At 63.0% G+C, this 14,094-nt stretch carries 16 protein-coding genes; 10 read left to right on the top strand and 6 right to left on the bottom strand.

The genetic code is table 11. The features are described 5' to 3' along the window. Positions 1-31: 31 nt before the first annotated feature. Positions 32-403, top strand: a complete 372-nt coding sequence (locus LG385_RS03190) for a DUF2892 domain-containing protein (RefSeq protein ID WP_181111502.1) — start codon at positions 32-34, stop codon at positions 401-403. 104 nt (positions 404-507) lie between these two features. Here the strand turns inward: LG385_RS03190 and LG385_RS03185 are convergent, their stop codons facing one another. Continuing rightward, the gene (locus LG385_RS03185; protein ID WP_225772353.1) at positions 508-957 is read right to left on the bottom strand and encodes a YcgN family cysteine cluster protein; all 450 of its coding nucleotides are present in this window, start codon (positions 955-957) and stop codon (positions 508-510) included. Positions 958-1,125: 168 nt separating this feature from the next. Between LG385_RS03185 and LG385_RS03180 the strand changes: the two genes are divergently transcribed. Next, a complete protein-coding gene (locus tag LG385_RS03180; protein WP_181111500.1) occupies positions 1,126-1,722 on the top strand; it encodes a nitroreductase family protein in 597 nt (198 codons plus the stop codon). 9 nt (positions 1,723-1,731) lie between these two features. On the opposite strand, the gene LG385_RS03175 is transcribed toward LG385_RS03180, so the two are convergent. The 5 genes from LG385_RS03175 to LG385_RS03155 form a co-directional block, all read right to left on the bottom strand. Continuing rightward, positions 1,732-2,664 (bottom strand): D-2-hydroxyacid dehydrogenase, encoded by a 933-nt coding sequence (locus tag LG385_RS03175; protein WP_225772351.1) that lies wholly within the window; start codon positions 2,662-2,664, stop codon positions 1,732-1,734. Between the two features lie 87 nt (positions 2,665-2,751). Continuing rightward, a complete protein-coding gene (locus LG385_RS03170) occupies positions 2,752-3,045 on the bottom strand; it encodes a YcgL domain-containing protein (protein WP_225772349.1) in 294 nt (97 codons plus the stop codon). Next, complete coding sequence (gene rnd, locus LG385_RS03165; protein ID WP_225772347.1) at positions 3,042-4,178, bottom strand: ribonuclease D; 1,137 nt, start codon at positions 4,176-4,178, stop codon at positions 3,042-3,044. Before rnd ends, LG385_RS03170 begins: the two co-directional genes overlap by 4 nt. Positions 4,179-4,241: 63 nt before the next feature. Next, positions 4,242-5,861: a phosphoethanolamine transferase gene (locus LG385_RS03160; protein WP_225772345.1), complete on the bottom strand. Its 1,620-nt coding sequence runs from the start codon at positions 5,859-5,861 to the stop codon at positions 4,242-4,244. Between the two features lie 180 nt (positions 5,862-6,041). Continuing rightward, the gene (locus LG385_RS03155) at positions 6,042-6,407 is read right to left on the bottom strand and encodes a 5-carboxymethyl-2-hydroxymuconate Delta-isomerase (RefSeq protein ID WP_225772343.1); all 366 of its coding nucleotides are present in this window, start codon (positions 6,405-6,407) and stop codon (positions 6,042-6,044) included. Positions 6,408-6,550: 143 nt separating this feature from the next. Between LG385_RS03155 and LG385_RS03150 the strand changes: the two genes are divergently transcribed. The 8 genes from LG385_RS03150 (at position 6,551) to LG385_RS03115 (ending at position 14,086) form a co-directional block, all read left to right on the top strand. Further along, entirely contained in the window at positions 6,551-6,808 is a 258-nt protein-coding gene (locus LG385_RS03150; RefSeq protein ID WP_225772341.1) for a DUF465 domain-containing protein, read from the top strand. A 339-nt stretch (positions 6,809-7,147) separates the two neighbouring features. Further along, positions 7,148-8,332 (top strand): methyl-accepting chemotaxis protein, encoded by a 1,185-nt coding sequence (locus tag LG385_RS03145; protein WP_225772339.1) that lies wholly within the window; start codon positions 7,148-7,150, stop codon positions 8,330-8,332. A gap of 63 nt (positions 8,333-8,395) precedes the next feature. After that, positions 8,396-8,764, top strand: a complete 369-nt coding sequence (locus LG385_RS03140; RefSeq protein WP_181111492.1) for a response regulator — start codon at positions 8,396-8,398, stop codon at positions 8,762-8,764. Further along, positions 8,761-9,057, top strand: a complete 297-nt coding sequence (locus LG385_RS03135) for a lipid asymmetry maintenance protein MlaB (RefSeq protein ID WP_225772336.1) — start codon at positions 8,761-8,763, stop codon at positions 9,055-9,057. The genes LG385_RS03140 and LG385_RS03135 overlap by 4 nt, the downstream gene beginning before the upstream one ends. A 28-nt stretch (positions 9,058-9,085) precedes the next feature. Next, the gene (locus LG385_RS03130; RefSeq protein ID WP_225772335.1) at positions 9,086-11,110 is read left to right on the top strand and encodes a chemotaxis protein CheA; all 2,025 of its coding nucleotides are present in this window, start codon (positions 9,086-9,088) and stop codon (positions 11,108-11,110) included. 15 nt (positions 11,111-11,125) lie between these two features. Beyond that, positions 11,126-12,763: a methyl-accepting chemotaxis protein gene (locus tag LG385_RS03125; protein WP_225772334.1), complete on the top strand. Its 1,638-nt coding sequence runs from the start codon at positions 11,126-11,128 to the stop codon at positions 12,761-12,763. 13 nt (positions 12,764-12,776) lie between these two features. Further along, positions 12,777-13,283: a chemotaxis protein CheW gene (locus tag LG385_RS03120; RefSeq protein WP_225772332.1), complete on the top strand. Its 507-nt coding sequence runs from the start codon at positions 12,777-12,779 to the stop codon at positions 13,281-13,283. After that, a complete protein-coding gene (locus LG385_RS03115) occupies positions 13,280-14,086 on the top strand; it encodes a CheR family methyltransferase (RefSeq protein ID WP_225772329.1) in 807 nt (268 codons plus the stop codon). The genes LG385_RS03120 and LG385_RS03115 overlap by 4 nt, the downstream gene beginning before the upstream one ends. Positions 14,087-14,094: the final 8 nt, after the last annotated feature.

The following is a 14,094-nucleotide window of genomic DNA, read 5'->3' as shown; positions in this document are numbered from 1 at the left end:
GAGCCTTAGAACTTCCCATGGAGACGCCCGAATGAGCAAAGACATCATCACCGAAGCTGTAGAAGCACTGCCCACCTCCACCGGCGCAGAAACCAACGTTCACGGCTGGGAACGCGCCGGCTCCATTGCTGGCGGCGCGCTGCTGGTAGGCAAGGGTGTTCGCCGCGGCGGCATCTTTGGCTTGATCCAGATCGCCCTGGGTGGCGTAGCCTTGGCCCGTGGGTTCACCGGCCGCAGCAAGACCAAGGCGCTGCTGGCCAAGGGCCGGGAAGAACTGGACGGCCTGCGTGGCAACATCGAACGCGCGGGTGATCAGCTCAAGTCGCTCAAAGACAACGCCGTAGCCGCCACCGAATCGGCGACCGTGACCGGGAATGATTCGCTGGAATCGCCGAAGGTGTAAACCGTGCACCCCGACCGTAGCAGCCGCGCTTGCGCGCCACTGGGCCAACACCGAGCCGAGCCGGTCGCGCGCAAGCGCGGCTGCTACAGGAAATACGGCAATCGTTAGCCGGCGCGGAAGATCAGGTACTCTTCCCAGTCGTCCGCAGCCACGGCGTTTTCGCTGAGCATGCGGCCGGCCTGGGACACGCGTTGCTTGTGCACCTGATCGCGGTCGCCGCACACCAGGTAGTGCCAGAGGGGCAGGTCCTGGCGCTCGCTCACCAACCGGTAAGCGCAGGTAGGCGGTAGCCACTTGAACTCATCGGCCTGATCAGGGGTGAGCTGGATGCAGTCCGGCACATGGGCGCGGCGGTTGGGGGAATCGCTGCAGCGGCAGGTGTCGCGATCCAGCAGGCGGCAGGCGATGCGGGTGTAATACACGCTGCCGTCGTCTTCGTCTTCGAGCTTCTGCAGGCAGCACAGGCCGCAGCCATCGCACAGCGACTCCCACTCCCCCTGATCCAGCTGATCGAGGGTTTTGCGAATCCAGAAGGGTTCTACTTTGGCGGCCATGGGCGTTCCTGATACGAAAGGCATGCCGATGGGGCATCGGCAGAAAGCGGGCGCAAGTCTAGTGGTGCGCGGGGCTGGGGCCAAGCCCCGGCGACTGTCGGTAACCGTTGCTTGCCAGCGTCGATCCGGTTGAGTAGCTTGCTACCTTCTTGAACAGGAAGCGACGCCATGCCCGATACCCCACGTATTGCCGATTACGCCATCGCCGAACACTTCATCAATCGCTGGTCGCCCCGTGCCTTCAACGCCGAGCCGATCGACGAGCAAACCCTGCTGAGCTTCTTCGAAGCCGCGCGCTGGGCACCCTCTGCCTATAACTCGCAGCCGTGGCGCTTCCTGTATGCCCGCCGCGACACCCCGGACTGGGCGCGTTACCTGGAGCTGCTCAACGAATTCAACCGCGCCTGGGCACAACACGCCTCGGCGTTGGTGATCATCCTGTCGAAAACCACCTTCACCCCGCCGGGTGCCACCGAAGAAGGCCCTGCGCTGTGGCACACCTTCGACACCGGCTCGGCCTGGGCGCACTTCGCCCTGCAAGCGAGCATCAGCGGCTATCATACCCACGGCATGGCCGGCTTCGACCAGGCCAAAACCCGCGAAGCCCTGAAAGTGCCGGAAGGCTATGCCCTTCACGCGGCGGTAGCGGTCGGCAAGCTGGGCGACAAGGCCAGCCTTCCGGAGTACCTGCAGGGCCGGGAAACCCCAAGCCCACGGCGCCCGGTGAAAGAGCTGGCCAAGAGCGGCGACTTCGATTTCAGCTGAAGCCCCGGTTCAGTAGCCGCGGTTGAAATCCACGGTGCCACGCAAGGGCTGCCCTGCCTCGAATGCCGCAAGGTTTTCGAGGAACAGCCCGGCCATCAACGCGGGCGATGTAGGCGCCGCGGTATGGCCAGTGAGCAGCAGCCCCCAGGCGGTCCAGAACGGATGCTGGCGGGGCAACGGCTCCTGCCGGCACACGTCGATCACCGCGCCCGCCAGGTGGCCGTCGCGCAGGGCCTGAACCAGGTCCGCATCCACCACGGCGCTTCCCCGCCCCACGTTGATGAACAGCGCCTCTGGATTGAAACCGGCAAACAGCCGCGCATCGAACACGTCCCGGGTGGCGAGGGTATCGGGCAGCAGGTTGATCACGAAATCCGCCTCCTGTACCAGCCGTGGCAACGCATCAAGCCCGGCGACTTCCTTGAACGGCGCCAGCTCGCGCGGGCCGCTGGCGATGCCATACAGCTCTACGCCAAACAGGGAAAGGTAATAGGCAACGCTGCGGCCGATGTCCCCCACGCCCACGATCAGCGCCTTGCGCCCGGCAATGCTGGCCACCGGTCGATTGTCCCACTGCCGTTCGACCTGGCTGACGACGCGGGTCATCACCTTGCGCTCATGGCCCAGCACGTAGGTAAGCACGTACTCGGCCATCACTTGGCCGAAAATCCCGACTGCGCGCGTAAGGGTGTAATCCCGGGTCAAGCCCAGCGCCAGCAACGGGGTGATGCCCGCCCAGGTGGACTGCACCCAGCGAGGGCGGTGGCCCTGACGCAACAGGCTTGCCAGTAAATCCGGCTGCCCCAGCCATACCGGGCATTCGGCGGCCAGGCGGGAGAGTTCGGCGGAATCACCACTGGTGTGGATGTACAAGGCTGGTGCCTTGTCCTGAAGCAGGGCGGTGTAGGCGGCAAAGGCCTGCTCCGCGATAAGCACGCGCATGGTCGAACCTTGAAAGCGACAACGAGGCAAAGGCCGGCAGCCTACAAGAAGGGCACCGGCAGTCCAGTGAAATCGGCACGCCGCGGGCTAGATGGGATCGTTGCGCCGCAGCAGCTCCTCGGGAAGGTGCTCGATGTACTCCGCTTCAGGCGGCGGCATCTGCAGGTGGTAGCCTTGGGCATCGAGGTTTTCCAGCACCTTGTGAATATCCTCGCGGGCCAGCTGCCGCTCCGGGCTGAGCACCAGGTCGAAGGCATGATGCGGCGCACCGAACGCGGTCAGCAGCCCTTCGGGCACCCGGGCCAGCGCATCGCTTTTAAGTACGTAGAGGTACATTTCGTTTTTCTTGGGGCTGCGATAAATCGAGCAGATACGTTTCATGGCTGTTCGCCTCCAACGGTGGCCAGGTTATCGAGCAAGGCCTGGCCAAGCCGCTCGCGCCGCCAGCCGCGCAAGGTATCGGGAAGTGTGTAGGGCCCGTTCGGGAAACCGCTGCGCAGCAGGGCTTCGAGGACTTTCTTGCGCAATACCAGTTCCGGGGCGATGCCCAGCCGCTCGGCCTCCGCCTGGCCTACCGCGCGCAACTGCTTGAGCACGCCCGCGGCCTCCATTGGCAAAGGATCGGGCAACGGCGCGGGCAGTTCCGCTTCCGGGGTGTGGGCTGCATCATGAATAAGCGCAAGCAAGGTTTCGCCGTCCTGGCGGATGGTGCGGGGGTGCATTTCGTCGATCTTCGCCAGCGCCGACAGGTTATTGGGCTGGAAGCGGGCAAGCGGCCAGAGCGTCTGTTCCTTGATCACTCGGTTACGAGGCACGTCGCGCAGGCGCGCCTGTTCTTCGCGCCAGGCATACAGTTCGCGTAACACCGCCAGCTGCACGGGAGTGAGTTTCCAGCCGAGCCGGGCGTCACGGTACAGTTCACGCGGGTCAACCTCGCGGCCCCATTGCGCTACCAGCTCATGGCCGTCATCCAGTACCCAGCCAAAGCGCTCGTCGCTCAAGCGCGGGCGCAGCGCTTGATACACTTCGGCCAGGTGCAGCGCATCTTCCGCGGCATAGCTCACCTGAAGTTCGGAGAGAGGCCGCTGCAGCCAGTCGGAGCGGGTTTCGCCCTTGGGCAGCTCGATTGCCAATACTTCCTGCACCAGGCGGGAATAGCCCATCGAGAACCCCAGCCCCAGGTAGGCGGCCGCCAGCTGCGTATCGAACAGCGGCGCCGGCAACTGGCCGGTCAGCCGGGCAAGAACTTCGAGGTCTTCGCTGCAAGCATGCAGCACCTTCACTACCCCTGGCGCAGCCAACAGCTCGGCCAGCGGCGCCCAGGCGGAAATGCCAAGCGGGTCGATCAAAAAGGCCGTATGCCCGTCGCTCACCTGCAACAGCCCGACCTTGGGGTAGAAGGTGTCCACTCGCACGAATTCCGTATCCAGTGCAATGAACGGCAGCGCCTGCCATGCAGCACACCGCGCCGCCAGCGCCTGGTCGTCACGGATCCACTCTATCGCTATGGCCACAAGCCTCTCCTCAAACAATGGGCGCAGTATATATCGCGCCGCTCGAGGACCGTTACAGCCGGGTCATGGCTTGTTGCCACGGCAGCCTGCAAAAAGGTCCAGGGCAGGCTCATATACCGAGGTGTCGATGGCCAAAAGGCCAAGCATGGAATGGAACAGGTTGTCCTGGCTCAAGGGCTGGCCTTGCCGCTGGCGCAGGCAGGTAGTGTCTACTGCGAAAGTGCTGCGGTAGCCCGTGGAAAACCAGGCGATCAGCGGAACGTGCTTCTGTTGATCGGGGGCCAGCATGTAGGGGGTGCCGTGCAGGTAGAGGTTGTATTCACCCAACGACTCGCCGTGGTCGGATAGGTACAGCATGGCGCTGTCCACCCTGCCCTCATGGCTGCGCAGCGTGTCGATCAGGCCAGCGAGCACATGATCGGCGTAGCGCACGGTGTTGTCATACCCGTTCACGATGCTTTCCCGGGAGCAGGCATCCAGCGCATTGCTGCGGCAAACAGGCGTGAAAAAGTCGAACCCGGCCGGGTAGCGCTTGTAATAGTCCGGCCCATGGCTACCCATTTCATGCAACACCAGCACCGTGTCCTCCTTCAGGTTGTCGAGCATGGCGGGAAGGTCGCGCAGGAGTATTCCATCGTGGCATTCGTCGTCGCAGTAATGGCCGTCCTTGCTTTGAGCAAGGTTCTGGTAGCTCACCCGGGCGCAGGTACCCTTGCAGCCTGACTGGTTGTCCAGCCAGACCACCTTCACCCCGGCACGCTGGATCACGTCAAGCAAGCCTTCCTGGTTCTGCGCCCGCACGGCGGTGTACGCCTTGCGCCCAAGGTTGGAGAACATGCAAGGCACCGACACGGCGGTTTCCGTGCCGCACGATTGCACATGGGCAAAGGCCAGCACGCCTTCCTCCTGGGCAAGCTCGGGGGTGGTATCGCGCTGATAGCCCAGCAGGCCTACGTTGTCTGCCCGCACGCTTTCGCCCACCACCAGCACCGTGAGCGATGGGCGGGTATGGCTGGCCCAGGCCGTGGCCTTGTGGGCATCGGCGCCTATCTGCTCGAAGGGTTGGCGGACCGAAGCCACCTGTTCATTGACGTACGCCAATCCAGCCCCTATCACATTGCTTGGCACTACCAGCAAACGCAGCTCGTGATGGTTACGAAACAGCGAGGCAAGGCCTTGGTAGTTGCTCAGCGCGATAACCGCCATAAGCACGGCACTGCCGATCAGGGCGGTAAGTTTGGCAAATAGGCCGCGCAGCCCCGGGCGGTAACTTACAGGCAACTTCCAGATCACCACGGCGGGCATAACGCCACACAACCCCATATACCCTATGAACTTCAACGAAAGCAGGTCACGTACTTCGCTGGCGTCCGTTTCCGCAATGTTCCTGAACATGCCGGGGTCAATAACGATGCCGTACTTGTTCATGAACCAGGCCGCGCCCGCGCTCACGGGGAACAGCACCATCAACACGGGCTTTAGGGTCCAGCGACCGCCAAGCAACGAGAGCACGAGGTTGAACGCAAGCCCTATGAGGGCTGCGAAGGCAATCGTCAAGCCAGCGCTGGTGCTACGCGTGATTTCGCCAAGGTGGTGCCACAACGGAAGGTTGAACGAGGCCAACAGGCAGGCACTGGCCGCAAGTGTTATCACTTCCGGGCGCACCGGTTTGATCATCGACATATTTTTCACGTTCGCAAAGTTCGCTCGCCAGCCGAGCCGAGCGAACTTTAGGGCGAGGAAAATAAACTTTTCGTGAAAAATATGCCGGGAGTAAGTGTTAGCACCAAGTTAAACGAAACCTTGATGAGTTATGAAGGAAACTTTCAGGTTTCCCTCACACAAAACAGTGGCGCAGCGTGCTCAGGCATGGCTTCGCCATTTGACATAGGCTTCGCGGTCCATGTCGACGATGTCCACACCCAGCTGCACATCCAGCCCGGGCGGCACAGTGAGGCCTTCTTGCAGGGCGCCAAGCAGCCCTTCAGATAGTTTGCGTTTTACATCGGCCGACCGGCCACTAAGTATGGCGAGCTTCACGTACACGAACGCCCGTTCACCCAGGCCAATGCCTACGCGGAAGTGATCGAGCTGCACGGCCCTGGCCTTGATATCCACTTCATGGGCGAACTGACCGCTCGCCATCAAGGAATGGTTCAGCTTGAGCAGGAGCTTCTCAGGTTCGAGGCCAGTCAGGTTGCGGGTGTATTCCAGGTGCAGGTGTGGCATGGAGGTCCTCACATCGGCCGGCCAGGAGTGACCAGTGGTCTTAGCATAGCCCAGGTCAGGGGAACGAACGCCCCGCTTGCAAGGGTCAAAACCGTGAATCAACGGCTATGCTCCGTATAATCCACCAGCCGCGAGGTGAAGCGATGCCAGCTACACATGATCTTTATGCCGACCTGGGCAAAACGCGAGAAGAAGTGAACAAGCTGCAGCAGACCAACAAACTGCTGCAAAGCCTGGTCACCAAATACGAGGACATCGACCGGCAAGTGGTCGATGCCGAGAGCGCCTCGGCTGACGATAACACTGTAAGCGCGCTGAAGAAAAAGCGCCTGGACATCAAGAACAAGATCGTTCAGGAAATCGAATACCCCGGCACCCGGGGGGCCGCGAAGAACTTCTAGATTCATGCACGGGCTTGGGGCCGGCACAGCGATCATTGTGTTCGCCGGCTCCGCCGACTTCTACAGTCGGCAACGGCCTGAAAGCAAGGCCATGAAAAGTTGTACACGGTGCTCCGCATTAGCGCCGTTTCGTTATCCCCCTGCTCTGCCCCGTGATCATTGACTACGAACGGTCTGGCCGCCAAAGGCGGTGTTTTACACGCCAGCGCGCCTGTACAAACCTCGCATAATAGGATCCAGCTTTACGACGAACGGCGGCGCGATTGACTAAGGTTATCGGGCCCATAGGGGATAACCCGGGTACCTGCCCCGCCCGGGGCCGCTGCTCAAGGGTTACCCATGAAGTCCAACGATCGCGATGTTCATCCTGTCGCCCGTTGCGCGCCTGTGCTGTTCAACGCTGCGGGCGCAGCCGTCTCACTGGCCGTGCTGGCAAGCGCGCCTACCCTGCCGTTCTGGTTGACCGCGATTTGTGTGGCCGCGCCCGCTGTGGTGGCCGGCGCGCTGTGCGGCTGGCGCGGCCAGCACCGGGCGGCCGAAGCGCAGGCGCGTGAGCTCGCCAGCCAGTCGCCTGCCGGTGAAGCCCCTCGGGTTGAAGATGCCCAGCGCTTGTGTCTCGCCGCATTGCCGGTATGGATGCGCCAGATCGACACCTCGCGTGACCAGACCGAAGCGGCCATTGGCGCGCTTACCCAACGCTTCGTAGACATTGCCCAACGCCTCGACCACACCGTGAGCACCTCGCGCCAGGCCGCCGGTGACATGGGCCAGGGAGGCGCAGGCGAAGGCCTGTCCCAGAGTCAGGTCGCCCTGACCGAAGTGGTGGACACGCTGCGTGTGAGCCAGCAAAGCCGTAATGAAATGCTCCACGCCGTGCGCAACCTTACCGACTACACCGGCGAGTTGCGGCAGATGGCAGCGGAAGTGGCCGCCATCGCTCAGCAAACCAACCTGTTGGCGCTCAATGCCGCTATTGAAGCGGCACGCGCCGGGGAAGCCGGTCGCGGCTTTGCCGTGGTTGCCGATGCGGTGCGTTCATTGTCGAGCCAGTCCAGCGAAACGGGCCAGAAAATGTCCGCCAAGGTGGATGTGATCAATACCGCCATCGGCCGCCTGGTAGAAGTGGCGGGTGAAAGCAATGACAAGGGGAACGACACCGTTGCGCATGCCGAGCACACCATCGAAGGCGTGTTGGGACGTTTCCAGGGCATCACCGGGCAGCTGCAAAGCGCATCGCAGCTGCTGCAGGACGAAAGTACCGGCATCGGCCATGAGCTTTCCCTGGTGCTGGTAGAGCTGCAGTTCCAGGACCGCGTGAGCCAGATCCTCGTTCAGGTACGTGAACGGATGGCAAGCCTGCATCAGCAGTTGGCGCATTGCCAAGCGACCGGCGAACCCTTCCACCTCGACGTGGACGCCTGGCTGGCCGAAACCGAACGCACCTATGCGATGCAAGAGCAGCGCAACAACCATCACGGCCGGGGCAGCGCCCGGCCCGCCGACAGCGCCATCACCTTTTTCTAGGCCGCTGCCCTTTCGGGCAACGGCGTATTGACCGCTTTAGTAAATCACCCTTCAGGAGGTTATATGGCCAAGTCCATATTGGTGGTGGATGACTCCGCGAGCATTCGCCAAGTAGTAGGTATCACCCTCAAGGGACAGGGTTACGACGTGCTGGAAGCCTGCGATGGCCAGGATGCACTGCGCAAGCTGACGGGCCAGAAGATCCACCTGGTGATCAGCGATGTGAACATGCCGAACATGGACGGCATTACCTTCGTGAAAGAGCTGAAGAAACTGCCGGCGTACAAGTTCACGCCAGTGATCATGCTCACGACCGAATCCCAGGAAAGCCGCAAGCAGGAAGGCCAGGCCGCTGGCGCCCGTGCATGGGTGGTAAAGCCCTTCCAGCCAGCGCAGATGCTGGCCGCCGTGGCCAAGCTGATCGCGCCATGATCGTGGCAGAGCGAGCCGGCGACGCGCTGCAGGTCACCTTGCAAAGCGAGCTGACCATTTACCAGGTGGGCGAACTGCACGCTGCCGCGCAAGCCTGGCTCGCCCAAGCTAGCGCCTGGCGCCTGGACCTCAGCCAAGTGACAGAAATGGACGGTGCGGGATTGCAGTGGTTGCTGTTCATTCAGCAGCGGCTGCGCGCAGACGGCCATGACCTGGCCCTCACCGCCGCCAGTGATGCCGTGCGTGACGTGCTCCAGCTCTGCCCCGCGACCGGCCTCGCGATGCCTTCGTGATCTTTGACCCTCAGGAACAAACCGGCCTATGAACCTTGACGCTGCACTGCAGACCTTTATCGCCGAAGCCCGCGAACTCCTCCAGGACATGGAGCAAGCGCTGCTGCGCCTGGAGAGCGAGCCGGGCGATATGCAGTGCCTGGCCGCCGTGTTCCGCGCGGCCCACACCATCAAAGGCTCGGCCGGGCTGTTCGGGCTCGACCCGCTGGTGAGCTTCGCTCATGTGGTCGAAGACCTGCTCGACCGCCTGCGTAGCGGCAGCCTGGCCATCGACCGTGATCGCATCGCGCTGCTTCTGGGCTGCAACGACCACTTGAGCGCCTTGCTCGAGTGCGTAGCCGTGGAGCGCCGCGAGCCAGGTGCCGCGCTGTTGGCCAATGAACAACCGTTGCGTGACCGCCTTGCCGCCTGCGGTGGGCAAGCCGCGGCTGCCCCGGCGGCTGCGGTGGAACAGGCTCAAACAAACCCTGGCCGGCTTTGGCAGGTTTCGGTGCGCTTCGGCGAAGACACCTTCCGCCACGGCATGGACCCGCTGTCGTTCCTGCGTTACCTGGATACCCTCGGCGAGCGCAAGGCCCTGGAGCTTTACCAACAAGGCATCAGCGAAGCCGAAACTTTCGACCCTGAAACCTGCTACCTGGGCTTCGACCTTCAGCTGCAGGCCGCCTGCGATGCAGACACCCTGGCCCAGGCGTTCGCGTTTGTAGAGGGCGAGTGCGAGCTGGCGATCAACGAATTGACCGGCGAGGCCCCGAGCGAGTTGCTACCTGCGACCGCCGTGGAGCCCTTAGTAGCGCCAACCGCGCAAACAGCCGTGCCAGAGGCGCGCCCAACGCCAGACAACCGCCAGGCCTGGGTGCGGGTGCGCGCCGACAAGCTCGAGGCGTTGATCAACCTGGCGGGCGAACTGGTAACTGCGGGCGCCGGTGCGCGCCTGCTGGCCGAACGTGCCGCTATGGGCCGCGGCGACGAGGCCTTGCTGGAGGCGACCGCCTCGGTCAACGCCTTGGTGGAGCAGGTGCTCGAAGGCGCACTGGCCATGCGCATGGTGCCGATCGGCGAAACCTTCAACCGGTTTCATCGCGTGGTACGTGACGTCAGCCAGGGCCTGGGCAAGGACATCGAGCTGGTGGTCAGCGGTGGCGACACCGAACTGGACAAAGCGCTGGTGGAGCAGCTCGGTGACCCCCTGATGCACCTGTTGCGCAACGCCATGGACCACGGCATCGAAACACCCGAAGCGCGGTTGGCGGCAGGCAAGCCTGCGCGCGGCCGGCTGCACCTGAATGCGTTCCACGACGCCGGCAACATTGTGGTAGAGCTCAGCGACGACGGTGCCGGCCTGAACCGCGCGCGGATTCTGGCCAAGGCACGCGAACGCGGCCTGATCGGCAATACCGAGCCCAGCGACCGTGAGCTGCTGGCACTGATTTTCGAACCGGGTTTTTCCACCGCGGCGGCCGTGACCAACCTGTCTGGGCGTGGGGTAGGCATGGACGTGGTGAAACGCAACATCACCGGCCTGCGCGGCAGTATCGAGCTGTTCAGCCCGCCAGGCGAAGGCACCACTGTGCGCATCCGGTTGCCACTCACCTTGGCGATGATCGACGGGCTTCTCGTGGAAGCCGCAGGCAGCAGTTATGTCATCCCCTTGGGGATGGTGCGCGAATGCATGGAGCTGGTGCCCGGCGAACGTGACGCCTTGCGGGCCAGGGGGCACGTGGACCTGCGCGGGGAAGTGTTGCCGCTGGTGTTCCTGCGTGACCATTTCGAGCTGCACGGCGAAGCGCCCCGGCGGGAAAACATCGTGGTGATCCGCGCCCACGGCCTCAAGGCGGGGCTGGTGGTGGACCACCTGATGGGCGAATACCAAACCGTTATCAAACCTCTCGGCGCGCTGTTCGGCGGCGTTCGAGGCATCAGCGGCTCCAGCGTGTTGGGTAGTGGCGTGGTCGCCCTGATCCTCGACGTGCCTGCCCTGCTCAAGCACCTGACCGAGCGCGAGAGCGCTTCGCTCAAACTTTCTTCAACGTTTCAGGCTGTCCAGGGTTAGTCCCGAGGTGTTCCAATGAACTGGTTCTACAATCTCAAAATCTCCGCCAAGCTGCTGATTTCCTTCTTGCTGGTGCTGTCACTGTCCATCGTGTTGGGCGTCTTCGCGATCATGCAACTGTCCGCGGTCAATAGCGCCGCTGTACGCATGAGCGAGGATTCCGTGCCGTCCATCCGCGCCGCGGCCGCCATGCGCTACAACCTTACCCAGTACCGCACCCGCGAGGCGCGCCACATCCTGGCCGACAGCGACGCGGAGATGGATGAGCTGGTGCGCACCGGGCAGCAGTCCAAGGCTGAAGTTGACGCCAACCTGGAAAAATATAAGCCGCTGATCTCCGGCCCCGAGGAACAAGCCCTCTACGACAGCTTTGTCGGCGACTACCGCCAGTACCTTGCCATAAGCGAAAAACTGCTGAACCTGTCCCGCCAGGGCGACAAGGCAGGCGCCAAAGCCATGCTGGCCGTGGATTCTCGCCCGGTGTTCGAGGGCGCCTCGGCGACCCTTGGCAAGCTGGTCGCGCTCAACGACGCCAACGCCCAGGCAGTCAGCGAAGCAGCTGCCAGCACCTATGAGCGCGCACGCCTGGCGATCGCGCTGGTATTGGCCGGCTCGGTGATCATGGGCCTGTTCCTTACCTGGTTTGTGTCCCGCATCATCTCCCGCCCACTGCGCCATGCCATGGATGTAGCCACGCGTTTGGCCGAGGGTGACCTGGCCGTGAAGGTGGAAGTGACCAGCCAGGATGAAACCGGCCGGGTACTGGTTGCCATGGAAAACATGGCGGGCCAGCTTGGCCGCATCATTGGCGAAGTTCGCCATGCGGCGGATAACCTGGCCAGCGCTTCGGAAGAAGTGAGCGCCACGGCGCAGTCCATGAGCCAGGCCACCAGCGAGCAGGCTGCCAGCGTGGAACAGACCAGCGCTTCGGTAGAACAGATGACCGCCAGCATCAACCAGAACACTGAAAACGCCAAGGTGACCGATGGCATGGCCAGCAAGGCCTCGCGCGAAGCCGTGGAAGGTGGGCAATCGGTGCAGGCTACCGTCGACGCCATGAAGAAGATCGCCCAGCGCATCGGGATCATCGACGACATCGCCTACCAGACCAACCTGCTGGCGCTTAACGCCGCGATCGAAGCCGCCCGTGCCGGTGAGCATGGCAAAGGCTTCGCGGTGGTTGCCGCCGAAGTGCGCAAGCTGGCTGAACGCAGCCAGGTGGCGGCGCAGGAAATCGGTGAGCTGTCCACCAGCAGCGTGAGCCTGGCGGAACGCGCCGGCGCCCTGCTGACCGAAATGGTGCCCTCTATCGGCAAGACCAGCGACCTGGTGCAGGAAATCAGTGCTGCCTCCGAAGAGCAGTCCGCGGGTGTTGCCCAGATCAACATGGCAATGGTGCAACTGAACCAGGTCACTCAGCAGAACGCTTCCAGCAGCGAAGAGCTGGCGGCCACCGCCGAGGAAATGAGTAGCCAGGCCGAGCAACTGCAGCGGGCCATGAGCTTCTTCCGCATGGAAACCGACAACGCCCGCGGCGTGCCGCCAACCTCGCAGCGCAGCCCGGCGCGGCCAGCGGTCGCTACGCCTGCACGTCAGGCCTGGCGCGGCGAGCCGGCTGCGGCACTGTGTGAAACCGAGTTCACCCGGTTCTGAAGGAGGCGCTGTGATGACTAGCCAAACCCCCGGCACCCTCGCCGATGCGCAGTACCTGACCTTCTCGGTTGCCGGGGACACCTATGCCCTGGCCATCGAAGGCATCAAGGAAATCATCGAGCTGAGCCAGATGACTGTGGTACCGATGATGCCGGCCTATGTGCGCGGCGTGATCAACCTGCGCGGTGCGGTAGTACCCGTGATTGACCTGGCCGCGCGTTTCGGTCAGCCACCGGCTGAGCTCGGCCGCCGCAGTTGCGTGGTGATCCTGGAAATAAACGCGGAGGACGGCGACAAACAGGTGTTCGGCCTGCTGGTAGATGCCGTGTGCGCGGTGCTCGACATTGCTGCCGAGCACATGGAGCCGGCGCCGGCGTTCGGCGCGCGCATTCGCGCCGACTTCATTGCCGGCATGGCGCGCCTGGAGGCACGCTTTGTGATTGTGCTCGATGCCAACCGTGTGCTCGCCTTGCAAGACCTGGCGGCCATCAGCCATATGGCAGGCGAGGCGGCGGCGTGAGTAACAGCGGCATCACCGACGCCGACTTCGTGCACTTTCAGCGCTGGCTTTATCAGCGTGCGGGCATCCATATGGCGGCCAGCAAGAAGGCGTTGGTGGCGGGCCGCCTGGCCACGCGTTTGCGCCACCATGGCATGAATGATCATGGCGCTTATTTTGCGATGATCACCACCCCCCAGGGCGTAGGTGAAGCCCAGATTGCACTGGATCTGCTCACCACCAACGAAACCTATTTCTTTCGCGAACCCAAGCATTTCGAGTGGTTGCGCGAACAGCTTCCGCAGCTTCAACGGCCGGGGCGCACGTTCCGCCTGTGGAGCGCCGCCTGTTCGTCCGGGGAAGAGCCCTACAGCCTCGCCATGCTGCTGGCCGACTGCCTGGGCGAAAAACCCTGGGAAATACTCGGCTCGGATATCAGTACCCGGGTGTTGGAAAAGGCCGCTCGGGGCCATTACCCGATGGAGCGGGCCCGCAACCTGAGCCAGGAACACTTGAGCCGTTATTGCCTCAAGGGCATCGGGCGCCAGGCAGGCACGCTGCTGGTGGACAAACCGCTGCGCGATCGAGTGCAGTTCCTGCAGGTGAACCTGAACGATCACTTGCCCAAGTTGGGCGAATTCGACGTGATCTTTCTGCGCAATGTGCTGATCTATTTCGATGTACCCACCAAGCAGCGTGTGCTCAGCCGGCTGGTCCCGCTACTGCGCAGCGGTGGCTACTTCATCGTGAGCCACTCCGAAAGCCTGAATGGCGTAACGGATGCGCTGGCGCTGGTGTCCCCTTCCATCTACCGCAAACCATGAGCCCGCTC

The sequence above is a fragment of the Pseudomonas sp. Marseille-Q5115 genome (assembly GCF_916618905.1).
Lineage (GTDB): Bacteria > Pseudomonadota > Gammaproteobacteria > Pseudomonadales > Pseudomonadaceae > Aquipseudomonas > Aquipseudomonas japonica_A.
Note: the sequence above shows the minus strand (reverse complement) of the source record. Positions and strands in the feature narration are given on the sequence as shown.

What these genes read in the sequence shown, in the direction of transcription:
- LG385_RS03190 (WP_181111502.1), top strand. Translation starts at nt 32, where the DNA reads ATGAGCAAAGACATCATCACCGAAGCTGTAGAAGCACTGCCCACCTCC.
- LG385_RS03185 (WP_225772353.1), bottom strand. Translation starts at nt 957, where the DNA reads ATGGCCGCCAAAGTAGAACCCTTCTGGATTCGCAAAACCCTCGATCAG.
- LG385_RS03180 (WP_181111500.1), top strand. Translation starts at nt 1,126, where the DNA reads ATGCCCGATACCCCACGTATTGCCGATTACGCCATCGCCGAACACTTC.
- LG385_RS03175 (WP_225772351.1), bottom strand. Translation starts at nt 2,664, where the DNA reads ATGCGCGTGCTTATCGCGGAGCAGGCCTTTGCCGCCTACACCGCCCTG.
- LG385_RS03170 (WP_225772349.1), bottom strand. Translation starts at nt 3,045, where the DNA reads ATGAAACGTATCTGCTCGATTTATCGCAGCCCCAAGAAAAACGAAATG.
- LG385_RS03160 (WP_225772345.1), bottom strand. Translation starts at nt 5,861, where the DNA reads ATGTCGATGATCAAACCGGTGCGCCCGGAAGTGATAACACTTGCGGCC.
- LG385_RS03155 (WP_225772343.1), bottom strand. Translation starts at nt 6,407, where the DNA reads ATGCCACACCTGCACCTGGAATACACCCGCAACCTGACTGGCCTCGAA.
- LG385_RS03150 (WP_225772341.1), top strand. Translation starts at nt 6,551, where the DNA reads ATGCCAGCTACACATGATCTTTATGCCGACCTGGGCAAAACGCGAGAA.
- LG385_RS03145 (WP_225772339.1), top strand. Translation starts at nt 7,148, where the DNA reads ATGAAGTCCAACGATCGCGATGTTCATCCTGTCGCCCGTTGCGCGCCT.
- LG385_RS03140 (WP_181111492.1), top strand. Translation starts at nt 8,396, where the DNA reads ATGGCCAAGTCCATATTGGTGGTGGATGACTCCGCGAGCATTCGCCAA.
- LG385_RS03135 (WP_225772336.1), top strand. Translation starts at nt 8,761, where the DNA reads ATGATCGTGGCAGAGCGAGCCGGCGACGCGCTGCAGGTCACCTTGCAA.
- LG385_RS03130 (WP_225772335.1), top strand. Translation starts at nt 9,086, where the DNA reads ATGAACCTTGACGCTGCACTGCAGACCTTTATCGCCGAAGCCCGCGAA.
- LG385_RS03125 (WP_225772334.1), top strand. Translation starts at nt 11,126, where the DNA reads ATGAACTGGTTCTACAATCTCAAAATCTCCGCCAAGCTGCTGATTTCC.
- LG385_RS03120 (WP_225772332.1), top strand. Translation starts at nt 12,777, where the DNA reads ATGACTAGCCAAACCCCCGGCACCCTCGCCGATGCGCAGTACCTGACC.